At 68.3% G+C, this 14,898-nt stretch carries 15 protein-coding genes (1 of these 15 running past the window's edge); 7 read left to right on the top strand and 8 right to left on the bottom strand.

What is annotated here, in order from left to right:
• Window positions 1-1,525, top strand: the 3' portion of a protein-coding gene (locus BLU08_RS13695) for a lipopolysaccharide biosynthesis protein (RefSeq protein ID WP_090200332.1). The gene continues 98 nt to the left of window position 1, outside the view; only the last 1,525 of its 1,623 coding nucleotides appear in the window; the start codon falls outside the window, past its left edge; it ends in the stop codon at window positions 1,523-1,525.
• On the opposite strand, the gene BLU08_RS13690 is transcribed toward BLU08_RS13695, so the two are convergent.
• Entirely contained in the window at window positions 1,407-2,315 is a 909-nt protein-coding gene (locus tag BLU08_RS13690; protein WP_090201447.1) for a glycosyltransferase family A protein, read from the bottom strand. The two genes, BLU08_RS13695 and BLU08_RS13690, sit on opposite strands and share 119 nt — an antisense overlap.
• Before the next feature lie 146 nt (window positions 2,316-2,461).
• Between BLU08_RS13690 and BLU08_RS13685 the strand changes: the two genes are divergently transcribed.
• The 3 genes from BLU08_RS13685 (at window position 2,462) to BLU08_RS13675 (ending at window position 7,043) form a co-directional block, all read left to right on the top strand.
• Window positions 2,462-3,481 carry a retroviral-like aspartic protease family protein gene (locus BLU08_RS13685; RefSeq protein ID WP_233995998.1) on the top strand — a complete coding sequence of 340 codons (1,020 nt, stop codon included), beginning with the start codon at window positions 2,462-2,464 and terminating at the stop codon, window positions 3,479-3,481.
• A gap of 108 nt (window positions 3,482-3,589) precedes the next feature.
• A complete protein-coding gene (locus BLU08_RS13680) occupies window positions 3,590-4,960 on the top strand; it encodes an IS1380 family transposase (RefSeq protein ID WP_090193770.1) in 1,371 nt (456 codons plus the stop codon).
• A 247-nt stretch (window positions 4,961-5,207) separates the two neighbouring features.
• Window positions 5,208-7,043: an ABC transporter ATP-binding protein/permease gene (locus tag BLU08_RS13675; protein ID WP_090200330.1), complete on the top strand. Its 1,836-nt coding sequence runs from the start codon at window positions 5,208-5,210 to the stop codon at window positions 7,041-7,043.
• A 25-nt stretch (window positions 7,044-7,068) separates the two neighbouring features.
• Here BLU08_RS13675 and BLU08_RS13670 read toward each other — a convergent pair whose 3' ends face one another.
• The 4 genes from BLU08_RS13670 to BLU08_RS13655 all read right to left on the bottom strand — a co-directional run bounded on the left by BLU08_RS13670 (window position 7,069) and on the right by BLU08_RS13655 (window position 9,925).
• On the bottom strand, window positions 7,069-7,473 hold the full coding sequence (locus BLU08_RS13670; protein ID WP_233995997.1) for an ACT domain-containing protein: 405 nt from the start codon (window positions 7,471-7,473) through the stop codon (window positions 7,069-7,071).
• Complete coding sequence (hslU, locus tag BLU08_RS13665) at window positions 7,470-8,768, bottom strand: ATP-dependent protease ATPase subunit HslU (RefSeq protein ID WP_090200328.1); 1,299 nt, start codon at window positions 8,766-8,768, stop codon at window positions 7,470-7,472. The genes BLU08_RS13670 and hslU overlap by 4 nt, the downstream gene beginning before the upstream one ends.
• Window positions 8,769-8,861: 93 nt before the next feature.
• Window positions 8,862-9,422: an ATP-dependent protease subunit HslV gene (gene hslV / locus BLU08_RS13660; protein WP_090200326.1), complete on the bottom strand. Its 561-nt coding sequence runs from the start codon at window positions 9,420-9,422 to the stop codon at window positions 8,862-8,864.
• A gap of 50 nt (window positions 9,423-9,472) precedes the next feature.
• The gene (locus BLU08_RS13655; RefSeq protein ID WP_090200323.1) at window positions 9,473-9,925 is read right to left on the bottom strand and encodes an outer membrane protein assembly factor BamE; all 453 of its coding nucleotides are present in this window, start codon (window positions 9,923-9,925) and stop codon (window positions 9,473-9,475) included.
• Window positions 9,926-10,218: 293 nt separating this feature from the next.
• Here BLU08_RS13655 and BLU08_RS13650 point away from each other — a divergent pair, with 293 nt between their 5' ends.
• The 3 genes from BLU08_RS13650 (at window position 10,219) to BLU08_RS13640 (ending at window position 12,489) form a co-directional block, all read left to right on the top strand.
• On the top strand, window positions 10,219-10,770 hold the full coding sequence (locus BLU08_RS13650; RefSeq protein WP_090200321.1) for a ubiquinol-cytochrome C chaperone family protein: 552 nt from the start codon (window positions 10,219-10,221) through the stop codon (window positions 10,768-10,770).
• A 9-nt stretch (window positions 10,771-10,779) separates the two neighbouring features.
• Window positions 10,780-11,334, top strand: a complete 555-nt coding sequence (locus tag BLU08_RS13645; RefSeq protein ID WP_233995996.1) for a DUF177 domain-containing protein — start codon at window positions 10,780-10,782, stop codon at window positions 11,332-11,334.
• Between the two features lie 273 nt (window positions 11,335-11,607).
• Complete coding sequence (locus tag BLU08_RS13640) at window positions 11,608-12,489, top strand: hypothetical protein (protein ID WP_090200319.1); 882 nt, start codon at window positions 11,608-11,610, stop codon at window positions 12,487-12,489.
• 21 nt (window positions 12,490-12,510) lie between these two features.
• On the opposite strand, the gene BLU08_RS13635 is transcribed toward BLU08_RS13640, so the two are convergent.
• The 3 genes from BLU08_RS13635 to BLU08_RS13625 form a co-directional block, all read right to left on the bottom strand.
• Window positions 12,511-13,449 carry a DMT family transporter gene (locus BLU08_RS13635; RefSeq protein WP_090200316.1) on the bottom strand — a complete coding sequence of 313 codons (939 nt, stop codon included), beginning with the start codon at window positions 13,447-13,449 and terminating at the stop codon, window positions 12,511-12,513.
• A 74-nt stretch (window positions 13,450-13,523) separates the two neighbouring features.
• A complete protein-coding gene (gene ssb, locus BLU08_RS13630) occupies window positions 13,524-14,072 on the bottom strand; it encodes a single-stranded DNA-binding protein (RefSeq protein WP_090200313.1) in 549 nt (182 codons plus the stop codon).
• A 126-nt stretch (window positions 14,073-14,198) separates the two neighbouring features.
• Window positions 14,199-14,894 (bottom strand): COQ9 family protein, encoded by a 696-nt coding sequence (locus BLU08_RS13625; RefSeq protein WP_090201437.1) that lies wholly within the window; start codon window positions 14,892-14,894, stop codon window positions 14,199-14,201.
• Window positions 14,895-14,898: the final 4 nt, after the last annotated feature.

The raw sequence follows: 14,898 nt of genomic DNA, 5'->3' as shown, positions 1-14,898 counted from the left end.
GCGCGTCAGGTCGGCGGTTGCATGGCGCTATGGCGGTCAGGTCGCCGCGCAGGTGATCACCTGGAGCTCGACCATCCTCGTCGTGCGCCTGCTAGATCCGTCGGACTACGGCCTCTTCGCAATGAGCCAGGTCCTCGTGACCGCCCTCGCGTTCATGAACGGCTATGGCTTCGCGACCTCGCTAATCCCCGCCGCCGAGGTCGGGCGCCGCGACATCGCGCAGGTCTTCGGCCTGCTGCTCCTGCTCAATTGCGGCCTTGCCGCCGCGCTGCTTCTCCTCGCCCCCTTCGCCGCGTCCCATTTCCGCGAGCCGCAGGTCGCCGAGATACTGCGGGTCCAGGTCGCGCTGTTCCTCGTCGTCCCCTTCATCGCCCTGCCCGAGGCCATACTCTCGCGCCGGCTCAGGTTCCGGCCCCAGGCGCTCGCGAACATGGCGGGTGCGGTCACCGCGGCGAGCGTCGCGCTCCTCCTCGCATGGATGGGCCAAGGCGTGTGGGCGCTGGTCTATGCCCCGATCCTCGCCTTCGCCGCGCGCGCGCTCGCGCTCAGCATCGCGGCGCCGGTCTACACCATCCCGAGCTTCGATTTCCGCGGCGCGCGTGCGATCATCACCTTTGGCGGAGCGCTGACGCTGTGCCAGTTCTTCTGGATCATCCAGAGCCAGAGCGACGTGTTCATCGCGGGGCGCAGCTTCGGCACCTACCAGCTCGGGCTCTATTCCGAGGCGCTGTTCGTCGCGCTGATCGTGTCGGGCCGGTTCCTGCCGCCGATCAACGAAGTCGCCTTTCCCGCCTATGCCGAACTGCACCAGGCGGGAAAGGGGCTCGGCCCCTATTTCCTGCGCGTGCAGCGCACGGTCGCGCTGGTGGTCTTCCCGCTTTACGTCGGCCTTGCCCTGACCGCGCAAGAAACGGTGGCGACCGTTTTCGGCGAGAAGTGGCTGGGCATGGCGCCGCTGCTGCAGAACCTCGCGATCGTCATGCCGCTCTTTTCGCTCCACATCGTGTGCAGCCCGGCGACGAACGCGATGGGGCGGCCGCGCATCTATCTTGCGACCTCGATCCTCGGCGCGGCGCTGTTCGCGGGATGCTTCCTCGTCGGCGTGCAGTTCGGGCCGGAGGGGCTGACCTGGGCGTGGTGGGTTGCCGCGCCCGCCCTGCTCGGCGCGACGCTCGCCCTGACGCTTCCGGCGGTCGGTCTCGCCCCGCTCGACCTCGCCCGCGCGCTGCTGCCGCCGGTCGCGGCGAGCGCGGCGATGGCGCTCGGCGTGGCGGGAGCGGGCGCGGCGCTGCCGGAACTGGCGGCCTGGTGGCGGCTCGCGGTGCTCGTGCCGGTCGGCGGCGCGGTCTATCTCGCAACCCTGGTGCTGGTCTGGCCGCAGGTCGTGCGCGACAGCTGGGCGATGCTCAGGGCCGCGCGCGAAGAGGGTCCGGTTCAGCCCGACCCGGCGCCCGATGCCGTTCCTCCATCCGCCGCCGCATCCGCGCCAGCGCCCGCCGATCGAAGGCAAACCATAGCGGGTTGAGCCGCGGGCGGAAGCGCGGGAGGTAGCGGGAATAGAGCGCAGCGAGCTCGCGCGGGAGGGCGCGGGGTCCGGGGCCGCGCATGATCTCGCTGACGATCCGGTTCTGGAAGTGGCGCACCGAGTAATTGACCATGCGCGCCGACTGCAACGCGAGTCCGCGCCGGTCGAAGGCGTTGGGCTCGCACCAGAAACCCGCCGCGGCGACCGGCACGACGCGGGCATTGTCCCATTCGCTCTCCGGCCCGAGGTCCGTGCAGGCCAGCGCGCGAACGAGCCCGTCCTCGCCGATGATGTCCTCCGGCAGGCGGATGCCGGCGGCCCGCATCCGCTCGACGAAGTCGCCCGACAGCGCGTAGCAATCGCCGAACAGCCCGCTGTCGGCCGCGATCGAGCGGCGGTATGCGACCACGCGGCGGCCGTTCATCGGCAGGCCGGAAACCGCGTTCGCCCGCGGGTTTTCCGCAAGCCCCCGGGCGAGCGCATCGACGCTGCCCGGCTCGAGCGCAGCATCCCCGTCGACGAAGACGAACACGTCGGCCGGCGGCGCCTCGTCCAGCACGAAGCGGTTCCAGCTGCGCGCCTTTCCGCCCGCTTCGTAAAGGACGAGATCGACACCTTCATGCGCGCGCACGATTTCGGCGGTGCGGTCGCTCGATCCGTTGACCACGACGGTCACCGTCACCCCGTCTTCGTCCACCGGCAGGCTCGCCAGGCAGGCGGCGATGCGCGCTTCCTCGTTGTGGGCGAGCACGGTGACCTGGATCCGGCGGGCGGGCTTCGCATCGGGCATCGCCAATGCTTTAGCAGGAGCACGCGCAATGCCAATCTCGCCCGCGCCACCCGCGCTGCGATTTGGGCGAAGCGGCGGATCGTGCTAGACTTTTCTCCAACGGCCGTCGGGGCTCGACCCCCGACAGCGCCGGGAATGGGACAGGAATGAGACAACGACTTGCAGGAGCGCTGGGCCTTGCCGCGGCGCTCGGCCTCGCTTTCCCCGCGATGGCGGCGGGAACATCGACCACCGGCCCGGGCCTCCTGCCGCCCCCGCCGCCGTTCGAGCAGGGACCGATCGGCCCCGACCTCGCCGGACCCGGGACCGAAGTGCTGGCATTGGAAGAGGAGCGCTTCGCCCGGTTCACCGTGCCGGTGCGGATCGACGGGGCAGGCCCGTTCGATTTCATGATCGACACCGGCAGCGAAGCGACCGCGCTCACCCACGAGATCAACATCGGCCTTGCCCTTCCCCCGCAGGGGAGCGCGATCCTCGTCGGCATGGCGAGCCGCCGCGCGGTCGACCTTGTCGAAGTCGGCGCGCTCACCGTCGGCAGCCACACCGTCACCGGGCTCACCGCACCGCTGCTGGCGCGCGCGCATGTCGGGGCCGACGGGATCATCGGGCTCGACAGTCTGCAGGATTTCCGCGTCCTGATCGATTTCCGCGAAGAGACCATCGCGCTCGAGAACACGCGCGAGGAGCGCGGCTCGAGCGGGGGATTCGAGATCATCGTGCGCGCGCGCCCCCGGCTCGGCCAGCTGCTGCTCACCGATGCCATGGTCGAGGGCGTGCGTGCGACCGTCATCATCGACACCGGTGCGCAGATGAGCCTCGCCAACAACGCCCTGCGCGACCGGCTGCGGGCGAAGCTTTCGGAAGATGTCACCGCGACCGACGTCAACGGCGTCGACATCATCGGCGAACTGGCGGTGGTGTCCGACCTCACCATCGAGGGACTGTCGCTGAAGGGAGTCCCGCTGACCTTCGCCGATGCGCCGGCCTTCGCCGCGCTCGGGCTGAAGGACGAGCCGGTGATCTCGCTCGGGATGCAGCATCTCAAGATATTCGACCGGGTGGCGATCGATTTTGCGCGCCAGCGGGTGCTGTTCGACCTTCCGCGCGACGTGGCCCGGGCGCTGCGGCGGGCGCGGCGCGGGACGACCTACGGGGTCAACCACTAGCCCGGATTATTCACCGGCAGTGGTCTGACGGGTTGGCGGGAGTGGCGTAAGCATTTGCATTGTTGTAGGAATGTGGTTGCTTAAGCCAGACCTGCAACGGGGCAAAATATGCCACAGACCACACCCGCCGGATGCGATGATAGCGCGTCCGTATTTTCGTTTCCAGCAGTGCGCGGCAAGAAGGTCACAGCTGCGTTTGACGGCGGCAGGCTGACCTCGGATGGCGGGGTCCTGGTGCTGGCTCAGGCCGAGCGCATGATGGGGCTCTGCCAGCGGCTTGCGGCGTGTATTGCCGATCCGCGCGATCCTGCTCGGGTGGTTCATCGGCTTGAAGATATCCTGCGCGCGCGGATGTTCGCGATCGCCTGCGGCTATGAGGATGCCGATGATCTCGACGCTCTGCGCGATGATCCGGGCTTCCGCCTGGCGCTGGGCAAGCTGCCGGGATCGGGTGCGGGGTTGGCCAGCCAACCGACGATGAGCCGCTGGGAGAATGCGCCGAGCACGCGCGAGCTGGCAAAGATGCTGGGGATCATGATCGACATCTACTGCGCCAGCTACCCCACTCCGCCGGCGGCGGTGACGCTGGATATCGATGACACCTGCGACGTCGTGCACGGCTATCAGCAACTCTCCTTCTGGAACGGACATCATGGGGAGCGCTGCTTCCTGCCGATCCATGTCTACGACACGGCAACGGGCCGGCCGGTGGCGATGCTGCTGCGCACGGGCAAGACGCCTTCGGGCAAGGAGGCGGCAGGGCATATCCGGCGTCTGGTGCGCCATCTTCGCCGCCACTGGCCCGATACCCACATCACCATCCGCGGTGACGGGCATTATGGACGGCCCGAGGTCATGGCCTTCTGCGAGGCGGCCCATGTCGATTACGTGTTCGGTCTGCCGACCAACGCCGCGCTGCGCGCTGATCCGGTTATCGTCACTGCCGCCGATGCCTGCGCGGTCCGCCGCGCCGAGTGCCAACTCCCGGTCCTGCGCAGCTATGCCGAGACCCGCTACGGCGCGAAGAGCTGGAACCGCCAGCGCCGCGTCGTCGCCAGGATCGAGGCCAGCACGCTGGGCATGGATATCCGCTATGTCGTCACATCGCTAACCCAAGGCTCGGCTGAATACATCTATGACACGCTCTACTGTGCGCGCGGGCAGGCCGAGAACTTGATCAAGCTGCACAAGACCCAGCTGGCCAGTGACCGCACCTCGTGCCGGTCGGCGAACGCCAACCAGATGCGCCTGATCCTGCACACCGCTGCCTACTGGCTGCTGTGGCGCGTTCAGCAGGCGATCCCAAAGACCACCGCTCTGGCAAAAGCCGAGTTTACGACCCTGCGCCTGCGGCTGCTCAAGGTTGCTGCCCGCGTCATGGAAAGCGCCACCCGAATCCGCGTAGCGTTCGCCTCTGCGTGCCCCGATGCCGATCTGATGCGTGCCATCGTTCTCGCGCTCAAGCCTGCGCCGACGTAGCGGGCGCGGCAGTGCCGCAGAAACCCCGAGCCAAGTCCTTCAACCAGAAAAGCCCATCGATCACAGCGCGGTGAAACAGACGCCAGCGGTGCCGCACGCCCGCTCTACGCCGCCGCACGCAGCAGTGGCGTCAAGCTCGCGCCGAGAGGCGCCCAACCGCATCGCCGTGAATAAGAGAGGCTAGCGGGCGGCTCGCGCGCCGTGCGGGGTTGCGGCGCGCGGCGGACGCGCCCACATTCGCCTGCACATGCCGCCCGACCGTCCCTCACCCTCCGACCCGCGCGAGATCGACGGCTGGCACCTCCTGCGGCGCTTCATCCCCTATCTCTGGCCGAAGGACCGCCCCGACCTGCGCTGGCGGATCGTCGGCGCGATGGTTTTCGTGCTGGCGGCGAAGGCAGTGGTGCTCGCCCTGCCGCTCGCCTTTTCGAACGCGGTCGATGCGCTGAGCGAGGCGCAGGGAACGCTCGGGATGGAAGGCGCTGGCTTCGTCGCGCTGGCGCTGGTGCTCGCCTACGGGCTCGGGCGGTTCGCCTCGGTCCTGTTCGACAACCTTCGCAAGATGGTGTTCGAACGGGTGGGCCAGACCGCCACCCAGACGCTGGCCGAGGACGTGTTCCACCGGCTCCACCGGCTTTCGCTCCGCTTCCACCTCGGCCGGCGCACGGGAGAGGTGACCAAGGTGATCGAGCGCGGGACCAAGAGCATCGACATGATGCTCTATTTCCTGCTGTTCAACATCGCTCCGACGGCGATCGAGCTGGTCGCGGTGGCGGTAATCTTCTGGACGATGTTCGGCTGGGAACTGGTGCTGGCGACCGCCGTGACGGTCGTCGCCTATGTCGCGGTGACCCGCTGGATCACCGAATGGCGCACCAAGCTGCGGCGCGAGATGAACGATCTCGACGGGGAAGCGCTGCATCGCGCGGTGGATTCGCTGCTCAATTACGAGACCGTGAAGTATTTCGGCGCCGAGGACAGAGAGGAGGCGCGCTATGCCCGCTCCGCGCGCGCCTATGCCAAAGCGGCGGAGAAGACCGAGAACTCTCTCGGAATGCTCAATATCGTCCAGGCCTTCATCACCAATGCGCTGATGGCGGGCGCGCTTGCCTTCGTCGTCTGGCGCTGGAGCCAGGGGGCGCTCAGCGTCGGCGACCTCACCGCAGTCAATATGTACCTGATGCAGCTCTTCCGTCCGCTCGACCTTCTCGGCTGGGTCTACCGCACGATCCGGCAGGGGCTCGTCGACATGGGGCAGATGTTCCGGCTGATGGATACCGAGATCGAGGTGAAGGACGTGCCCGGCGCCCCCGCGCTGGTGGTGCGCGAGCCTTCGATCCGGTTCGAGAACGTGACCTTCGGCTATGATCCGGGGCGCACCATCCTCAGGAACCTGTCATTCGAGGTGCGCACAGGGACCACGACCGCGATCGTCGGCCCGTCGGGCGCGGGCAAGAGCACGATCGGGCGGCTGCTGTTCCGCTTCTACGATCCCGGCGAAGGCCGCATCCTGATCGACGGGCAGGACATCGCGCGCGTGCAGCAGGCGAGCGTGCGCGCCGCAATCGGGATCGTCCCTCAGGACAGCGTGCTGTTCAACGACACGCTCGGCTACAACATCGCCTATGGCGCCGAAGGCGCGGACGAGGCGGCCGTGCGCGAAGCCGCCCGCGGCGCCGCGCTCACGGGGCTGATCGAACGCCTGCCCGACGGGCTCGAGACGATGGTGGGCGAACGCGGGTTGAAGCTTTCGGGCGGGGAGAAACAGCGCGTCGCGATCGCCCGGACCCTGGTCAAGAACCCGCCGATCCTGCTGCTCGACGAGGCGACGAGCGCATTGGACACCCGCACCGAGCAGGAGATCCTCGACACGCTCCGCCGGATCGAGCGCGGACGAACCACCATCGCCATCGCGCACCGGCTGTCGACCATCGCCGATGCCGACCGCATCCTCGTGCTCGACCAGGGCGAGCTTGCCGAAGAGGGCGACCACGTCTCGCTCCTCGCGCGCGGGGGCCTCTATGCCGAGATGTGGACGCAGCAGGCCGCCGAAAGGACCGAGCGGGCAGAGGCGGCGGAATAGGCATCGCGGCACGCCGCGCCCGGCTTCATTCCGCGTCGCGCGCGGCCAGGACGCTCGCGGCGAGCCCCTCCAGCAGGCCGAGCGCTTCCACCCGCCTTTCCCATGGCACGAACAGGTGATCGTGGTGAAAGCCCGCGACCACGTTGCAGGCGATCCCCTTCTCCGCAAGCAGGGAGGAAACCGCGGCGGTCAATCCCACGCCTTCGAGGGCGGAGTGGAGCGAAAGGGTGATGCGGGCGAAGTGCGGCCCGGCGGTGTCCGCGGGCAGGATTGCGGTCGTGCCCTCCTCCTCGCGGACGAGCGCGAAGGCCTCCGCCGGCAGCGCGTCGCCCTCGTCCAGCAGCGCGAAGGCGAACGCCTGCTCGTGCAGCACCGGCGCCATGCCTGCCAGCATCTGCGCGAGATCGCCGACGGGCGCGCCGGCGCTCACAGGATGTATTTCGACAGGTCGGAATTGCCGGCGAGGTCGGACAGGCGCTCCTTCACGTAGGCCGCATCGACCGTGATCGTCTCGCCGACGTGATCCTCCGCCTCGAAGCTGATCTCCTCGAGCAGCTTTTCCATCACTGTCTGGAGCCGCCGCGCGCCGATGTTCTCGACGCTTTCGTTCACCTGCGCGGCGATCCGGGCGACTTCGCGGATCGCATCATCGGTGAAGTCGAGCGTCACGTTCTCGGTCCCGATCAGCGCGCGGTACTGCTGGACGAGGTTCGCGCGGGTCTCCGACAGGATCGCCACGAAATCCTCCTCGGTCAGCGCGCGCAGGTTGACCCTGATCGGCAGGCGGCCCTGCAGTTCGGGGAGCATGTCCGAAGGCTTGGCGACATGGAACGCGCCGCTCGCGATGAACAGCACGTGGTCGGTCTTCATCGGCCCGTGCTTGGTCGAGACGGTCGTGCCCTCGATCAGCGGGAGCAGGTCGCGCTGGACGCCTTCGCGCGAGACAGAGCCGCCGCGCACGTCGGAAACCGCGATCTTGTCGATCTCGTCGAGGAAGACGATCCCGTTGGTCTGCGCGTTCTCCAGCGCGACGCGCGCCACGTCGTCGTCGTCGAGCCGCTTGTCCGCTTCTTCGTCGACCAGCTTGTCCCATGCCTCGGGCACGCGCAGCTTGCGCCTCTTCGTCGGTCGCTTGCCGAACGCCTTGCCCATCATGTCGGAGAGGTCGATCATCTGCATCGATCCGCCCATGTTGCCCATGTCGAAGGGCATGGAGGGGCTTTCGGCGACCTCGATCTCGACCTCGACCTCGTTCATCGCGTTCTGCACGATGCGCTCGCGGAAGCTCTGGCGAGTGGCCTCGGAAGCATTGTCCCCGACCAGCGCGTTGAGCAGGCGCTCCATTGCCGCCTCGCTCGCCGCCTCGCGCACGCTTTCGCGGCGACGTTCCTTCTCCAGCCGGATCGCCTCCTCGACAAGGTCGCGCGCGATCTGTTCGACGTCGCGCCCGACATAGCCGACCTCGGTGAACTTGGTCGCCTCGACCTTGACGAAGGGCGCCTCGGCGAGCTTGGCCAGCCGCCGGCTGATCTCGGTCTTGCCGCAGCCGGTGGGGCCGATCATCAGGATGTTCTTGGGCGTCACCTCGTCGCGCAGATCGGGGCCGAGCCGCTGGCGCCGCCAGCGATTGCGCAGCGCGACGGCGACCGCGCGCTTGGCTTCCTTCTGGCCGATAATGTGGTCGTCCAATGCGGCGACGATCGCCTTGGGGGTGAGATTGTCCATGTCAGCCTTTTCAGCTTTGTCCGTTCGGTTCGGGCCAGGTCGGGAACCATCGGCGCGGGCGCATCTCGCTTCCGTCCGAGACGCGCGGGCCGGTCAGACGGTTTCGACGGTCAGGTTGCCGTTGGTGAAGACGCAGATGTCGGCGGCCACCGCCATCGCCTTGCGCGCGATCGTTTCGGCATCGTCCTCGTAATCGGAGAGCGCGCGGGCGGCGGCGAGCGCGTAATTGCCGCCCGATCCGATCGCCGCGATCCCGCCTTCCGGTTCAAGGACGTCGCCATTGCCGGTCAGCACCAGCAGGGCGTCCTTGTCGGCGACGATCATCAGCGCCTCGAGATTGCGCAGGTACTTGTCGGTGCGCCAGTCCTTGGCGAGTTCGACCGCGGCGCGCATCAGCTGGCCGCTGTACTGCTCGAGCTTCTTTTCGAGCCGTTCGAAGAGGGTGAAGGCATCGGCGGTCGCCCCGGCGAACCCGGCAACGACCCTGTCGTCCTGCCCGATCCGGCGGACCTTGCGGGCATTGGGCTTCATCACGGTGTTGCCCATCGAAACCTGCCCGTCGCCCGCGATCACGGTCCTGTCGCCGCGCCTGACGCCGATGATGGTGGTGCCGTGCCACTGGATCAGGCCGTGGCTCTCGCTCGCATTGTTCATGCCGCGCGATATGGGCGCTCGCACAGGGCGGTCAAGCCGAAGGCGCGCGGCTACGGCCCGCCGGGGCCGCCCGGACCCGCGCCCGGCATGCCCGCGCCGCCGACCCGGCCGATATTGCCGAACAGGTCCTCGAGGAAGCCGCGCTCGCGTCCTAACGTCGGGGTCTTGTCGCCATCGGGGCGGAGATAGACCACCTCGTCGATCCCCGAACGATCGACCTTGGCGACATTGCCCGTCTCGTCGAAACGCACCGCGAGCACGCTGTGCCGGCGGATGCGCGGCCGCACGAAGGGTTTGCGGCCCGTCGTGCTGGAAACGTAATACCAGGTCGGGTCGCCATACGCGCTGGTGAAGGTCGGCCGGCCGAGCGTCCCCTCGACCGAGCGGCGGTCGTCGATGCCCGGCTGGATCAGGCCGGTCAGGATCGGATCGCGGATGTAGCCGCGCGATTCCATGATCGAGGAGCAGCCCGAAAGCATGACCCCGGCAGCAAGCGCGAGCATCACCGCCCGCCCGGTCCTGCCGCCGCCGATGCCGTTACCGCGCCGCTTTGCTTGAGCCTCCGAAAAGGTCCGTGCCGTGTCCAAGACTTCCGATTCCCGTCTGTTGACCGCGCGCGCCGGGCGCGCCTTGTCGATGTGCGGAGCGCTTTAGGCCCCATGAGAGCGGCTGGCAATGTCGCAGCCTCGCGCCCGCGGTGGCCGCACGCGGAACCGGTTTGCGAAAGCGCGGTTGAATCCGCACTGAACGGCTGCCACTGCGGCAGCACGAACGCCTGTCCGAAAGCCGTCTTTCCATGTCCGCGCAAGAACCTTCCCGCTTCGCCTTCCTCGCCAAGGTCTTCGGAACCGCGGCCGACCCGCGCGAACGCATCCGCCCGCTGTGGCACCGCGTGATCGAACTGGCGCGGGAGAAGAGCCTCTACACCGATTGCAGGGTCGCCGACACCGTGGGCGGCCGGTTCGACCTCATCACCGCCGTGCTGAGCACGGTGATCGTCCGGGTCGAGGCGTCCGACATGCGCGCCGAAAGCGCCCTCCTCGCCGAACTCTTCGTCGAGGACATGGACGGGCAATTGCGCGAATTCGGCGTCAACGACGTGGTCGTGGGCAAGAAGGTCGGCAAGCTCATGAGCCTGCTGGGCGGGCGGCTCGGCGCCTATCGCAGCGCCTTGAACCAGAAGGACCGCGAGAAGATGATCGCGGCGGTGCAGCGCAACGTCCAGTTCGCCGAAGGCGCGGACGAGCAGGCCGCGGCCGAATGCGTCGCGGACAAGCTGTTCGCCCTGTCCGACCGGCTCGCCCGGTTCAGCGACGAGGAACTGATCAAGGCGAGCGGGATCTGGTAGGGGCCGCGCGTGACCGACCCGTCCGAAATGCCCCGCCTCGTCAAGGCCCGCCCGCTCCCGGCGGACCCGGTCGTGATCGAGGCCGACGCAGCCGAGCGCGACGCGCTAGCGCGGCGTTTCGGCCTGGGCGGGATCGATTCGCTGAGGGCCGAAGTGGTGCTCGAGGAGAAAGGGCCGCACAAGTCCGGCGTGATCCGGGCGAGCGGGGTGCTGAGCGCGGCGGTGCAGCAGATCTGCGCGGTCTCGAACGAGAATTTCCCGGTGACGCTGAGCGAGCCGTTCGAACTGCGGTTCGTCCCCGCGGCCACCCGCGCCATGGCCACGGACGGGGACGAGCCGCCCGAGATCGAGCTCGAACGCGAGGAACTCGACGAGATCGAATATGCGGGCGACAGCTTCGACCTCGGCGAGGCGGTGGCGCAGACCCTGGGCCTTGCGATCGATCCCTATGCCGAAGGGCCGGGGGCCGAGGCGGCGCGGCGCAAGGCGGGGATCACCAACGAAGGCGAGCACTACGGGCCGCTCGCCGCCGGGCTTGCCGCCGTGCTCAAGCGCGGGGGCTGAGTGCAGGGGGATTGAGTGGGTGCGAAAAGCCCTTCCCTGCAACCCGTCAAGCCGCGATAAAGTCGCCGAACATCAATCTGCGTTCCACGCGCAAATGCCTGGATGAGGTGGATCATGAAGGGTGTTCTCGGACTGGCGGCAGCGGTTGCAATCCTCGCGGCAGGCCCGTCGGGAGCGCTTGCCCAGGCACACGAAGCCCAGGCACCCGAGGCCCAGACATCCGAACCCCAAGCCCCCGAGATCCGGACACGCGGACCCGTCCCTGCCCCGGCTGTGGCGAAGGCTCCGGGGGAAGAGGACGGCATCCTCGTCATCGGCAAGCCCATTCCCGATGCCGAGATCCGCGACTTCATCCACGCCATGCTCTTCCCCGAACGCATCGGTGCGACGAAATTCTACGCCAAGCAGGGCGATCCGCTGTGCCCGGCGGTGATCGGGCTGGACGAACCCTCGAAAGGTTTCGTGATCGAGCGGATGCGCACCGTCGCGCGGGTTTCCGGGATCGCCGTCGCAGAGGATGCGGATTGCAGCTACAACCTCGTCGTCGCGCTGGTCGAGGACGGACCGGCGACCATCAAGGACTGGCGCAAGCGCCACCCCTGGCGCACGTTCGGCGCGATGCCCCACCATGCGCGCGACACCGTGATGCGCGGGCCGGGGCCTGCCTATGCGTGGCACGTCGTGGATCGCGGCCGGAGTGTCTTTGCCAATTCTCTCGGCACATCCGCATTTGTCGGCGGCGGCGGGACCGCGCTCGACGGCATGCCGGCAACCGCCTTCCTGCCGATGCCGCGCAACGGCAACATGCTGATCGAGGTGCCCGAGGCCATCTATCGCAGCTTCGTCCTGATCGAGCGCGATGCGCTGGAGAGCGTCTCGGCCACCCAGCTTGCCGATTACGCGCTGATGCGCGGCATGATGCAGGTGCAAGCGGATCGCAAGGACGCGCATAAGGCCGATTCGATCCTCAACCTGTTCGAGGGCGACAGGACAAAGGCCTCGCCTTCGCTGACGCGGATTGATCTGGCGATGCTGGTCTCGCTCTATTCGAGCCGCGACAACGTCGGCGCCAGTCGCCAGCGCGGCGACATGCTGGAACCGTTCCGGCAGGTCATGGCCTATGGCGAGGCCGGGCTTGAAGGTTCGGGCCAGTGAGGCCGGGCCGGGGAATTCCCCTCAGCCGTCCTGCGCGTCCGCGGCGTGCTCGCGGATCATCAGCACCAGCCCCGCGAAGACCAACCCGAACCCCGCGAGGTGGACCCAGCGAAAGGCTTCGCCCAGAAGCACGTAGGACAGGCCGAGCGCGGTCAGCGGCATCACCGACATGGCGCCCGCGGTGAGCGCGCCGGGCGCCTTCCTCACCCCGTTGTACCACAGCACCGGCGCGAGCCCGCCGGTCCCCGCGCCCCAGAACAGGAGCGCGTAGAGCGAACGCTCGGTCCCGCGCGAGAAATCGAACGGCGCGGGATCGAAGGCGAAGGCCAGCGCGACGAAGAGCGGCGCGGCGAGCAGCGAGGCGGCGAGCGTCGCCTCGAGCGAGGTGATCCCGTCCGACAGCTTGCGCGAAAGGAGCGTGTAGGCGGCCTCGAAGCACACAGCGACGAGCACTAGCAGGCCGCCGAGGAGCGCCGCGTCCCCCGCTCCGCCGCTGCCGCCGCCGCCGCCGCCGCGAAAGACGTTGACGACGACGACCCCGACCACCGCGAGGGCGAGCGCACCGCCCTTCCTCCAGTTCATCGCCGCTCCGAAGAACACGACCGCCGCCGCGGCGGTGATCGCGGGCGAGGCGCTCATGATGGTCGATCCGATCACCCCGGTCGTCAGACGCATCCCGAACAGCATGGTCGCGGTGAAGCCGACCATTCCGAACGCCGCGATCGCCGCGATCACCCCCCAGTCGGACCGCGCCGTGTCGCGATAGCGGCTGGTCAGCGCGAGGACGAAAGGCGCGAGCACGATGCTCGCGATGACCATCCGCAGGCAACTCGCCGTGAAGACGGGATAGTGCTCGCCGATGATCTTGGAGAGCGGCGTCGCGCTGCCGAACAGGCCCATGCCCGCGATGAGCTGGCCGATCGTGAGCGGGGAAGCGGAGGCGTTGCTGTCGGATGCCATGAGGTCACGGCATCAATCGCCCCGCGCGATCCGCGTTCCGGAAAACCCGCCCCCGGGGGGGCCGAAGCCCGGCCTCAGAACGGAATGTCGTCGTCGAGATCGTCGTAGCCGCCGCCCGAACCGCCGCTGCCCGATCCGGAGCCGCCGCCCTGGTTCCAGCCGCCACCGGCGCCGGCAGGCTGGCCGCCCGCGCCGCGATCGCCGTAGCCCGCGCCGCCGCCGCCGCCGAAGCTGCCGCCCGAGCGGCCGCCACCGCCCCCGCCGCCGCCGGGAGCGCCATCGAGCATGGTCATCACGGAATTCGGCCCGCGCAGCACCACTTCGGTCGAATAGCGGTCATTGCCGTTCTGGTCCTGCCACTTGCGGGTCTGGAGCTGGCCTTCGAGATAGACCTTGCTGCCCTTCTTCAGATAGCGTTCCGCGACCCCCGCGAGCCCTTCGTTGAAGATCGCGACCGAATGCCATTCGGTCCGCTCCTGCCGCTCGCCCGTGTTCCGGTCCTTCCACGTCTCGCTCGTCGCGACACGCAGGTTGCAGACCTTCCCGCCGTTCTGGAAAGTCCGCACCTCGGGGTCCGCCCCCAGATTGCCGATCAGCATGACCTTGTTGAGCGAACCCGCCATCGAACTATCCTTCCCGTCCATTCATCGACGCGGCGCGAGGGGCCGCGATTCTCGCTATCGTCATAAGGCACCGCCGCCGCCAACGCGAGAACGCCGGCCCGTTTTCCACTTCCGATATGGCGGTTCCTACCGCGAGGGATAGCGCAGTCGGCCGAGGAAGCGCGTCAGGCTCGGCAGCTCGCGGTCGCCGCCGGTGAGCTGCGCCTTGAACTTCTCGAACTTCATCACCCCTTCGATCCGGCGGTCGAGGAAGGCGTAGGTGTCCGCCTTGCCCTCGCTCTCGTCGTTGACGAAGACGGCGAGCGTCGCCGAATAGAGCCCGGCGAGGATCGCGCGCTTGGTGTAGTGGTTGTAATCGGTCGCCGTATCGCCGGCGAGCCGCCACATGAGGTCGGCCGATTCCCACCCGAGCCTGAACGCGCGCGGGGCGTTCTGCGGCATCGCCATGACGGCGAGCGCGCGGCGCACCGCCTCGTCGATGTCGGCCACCGCTTCCAGCCGGAAGGCGACGAGCGCGCGGATGCGCTCGCGGATCTTGAGTCCGGCGAGCCGTTCGGCGGGCCATTCGGCCTCCATCGCCCTGTCGACCGAGCGGATCCACGCCTCGATCATCTGCATCGCCCGCCCGTTTGCGCTGTCGGCCGAAAAGGCGAGTTTCGCGACGTCGTGATCGACCCCGGCCATTTCCGCCGCCGCTTCGAGCGCGGTGTCGCCCCACCCGTCGAACACCGCCGAGGCGGCGATGTCGGGTGCGAGCGCGAGCGCGAGCTCGTCGAGGGTCAGGTCGGCGAAGTCGGGTCCGCCCCGGGGATTGTCGGTCATCGTG

It is taken from the genome of Erythrobacter sp. HL-111 (assembly GCF_900105095.1).
GTDB lineage: Bacteria > Pseudomonadota > Alphaproteobacteria > Sphingomonadales > Sphingomonadaceae > Erythrobacter.
Note: the sequence above shows the minus strand (reverse complement) of the source record. Positions and strands in the feature narration are given on the sequence as shown.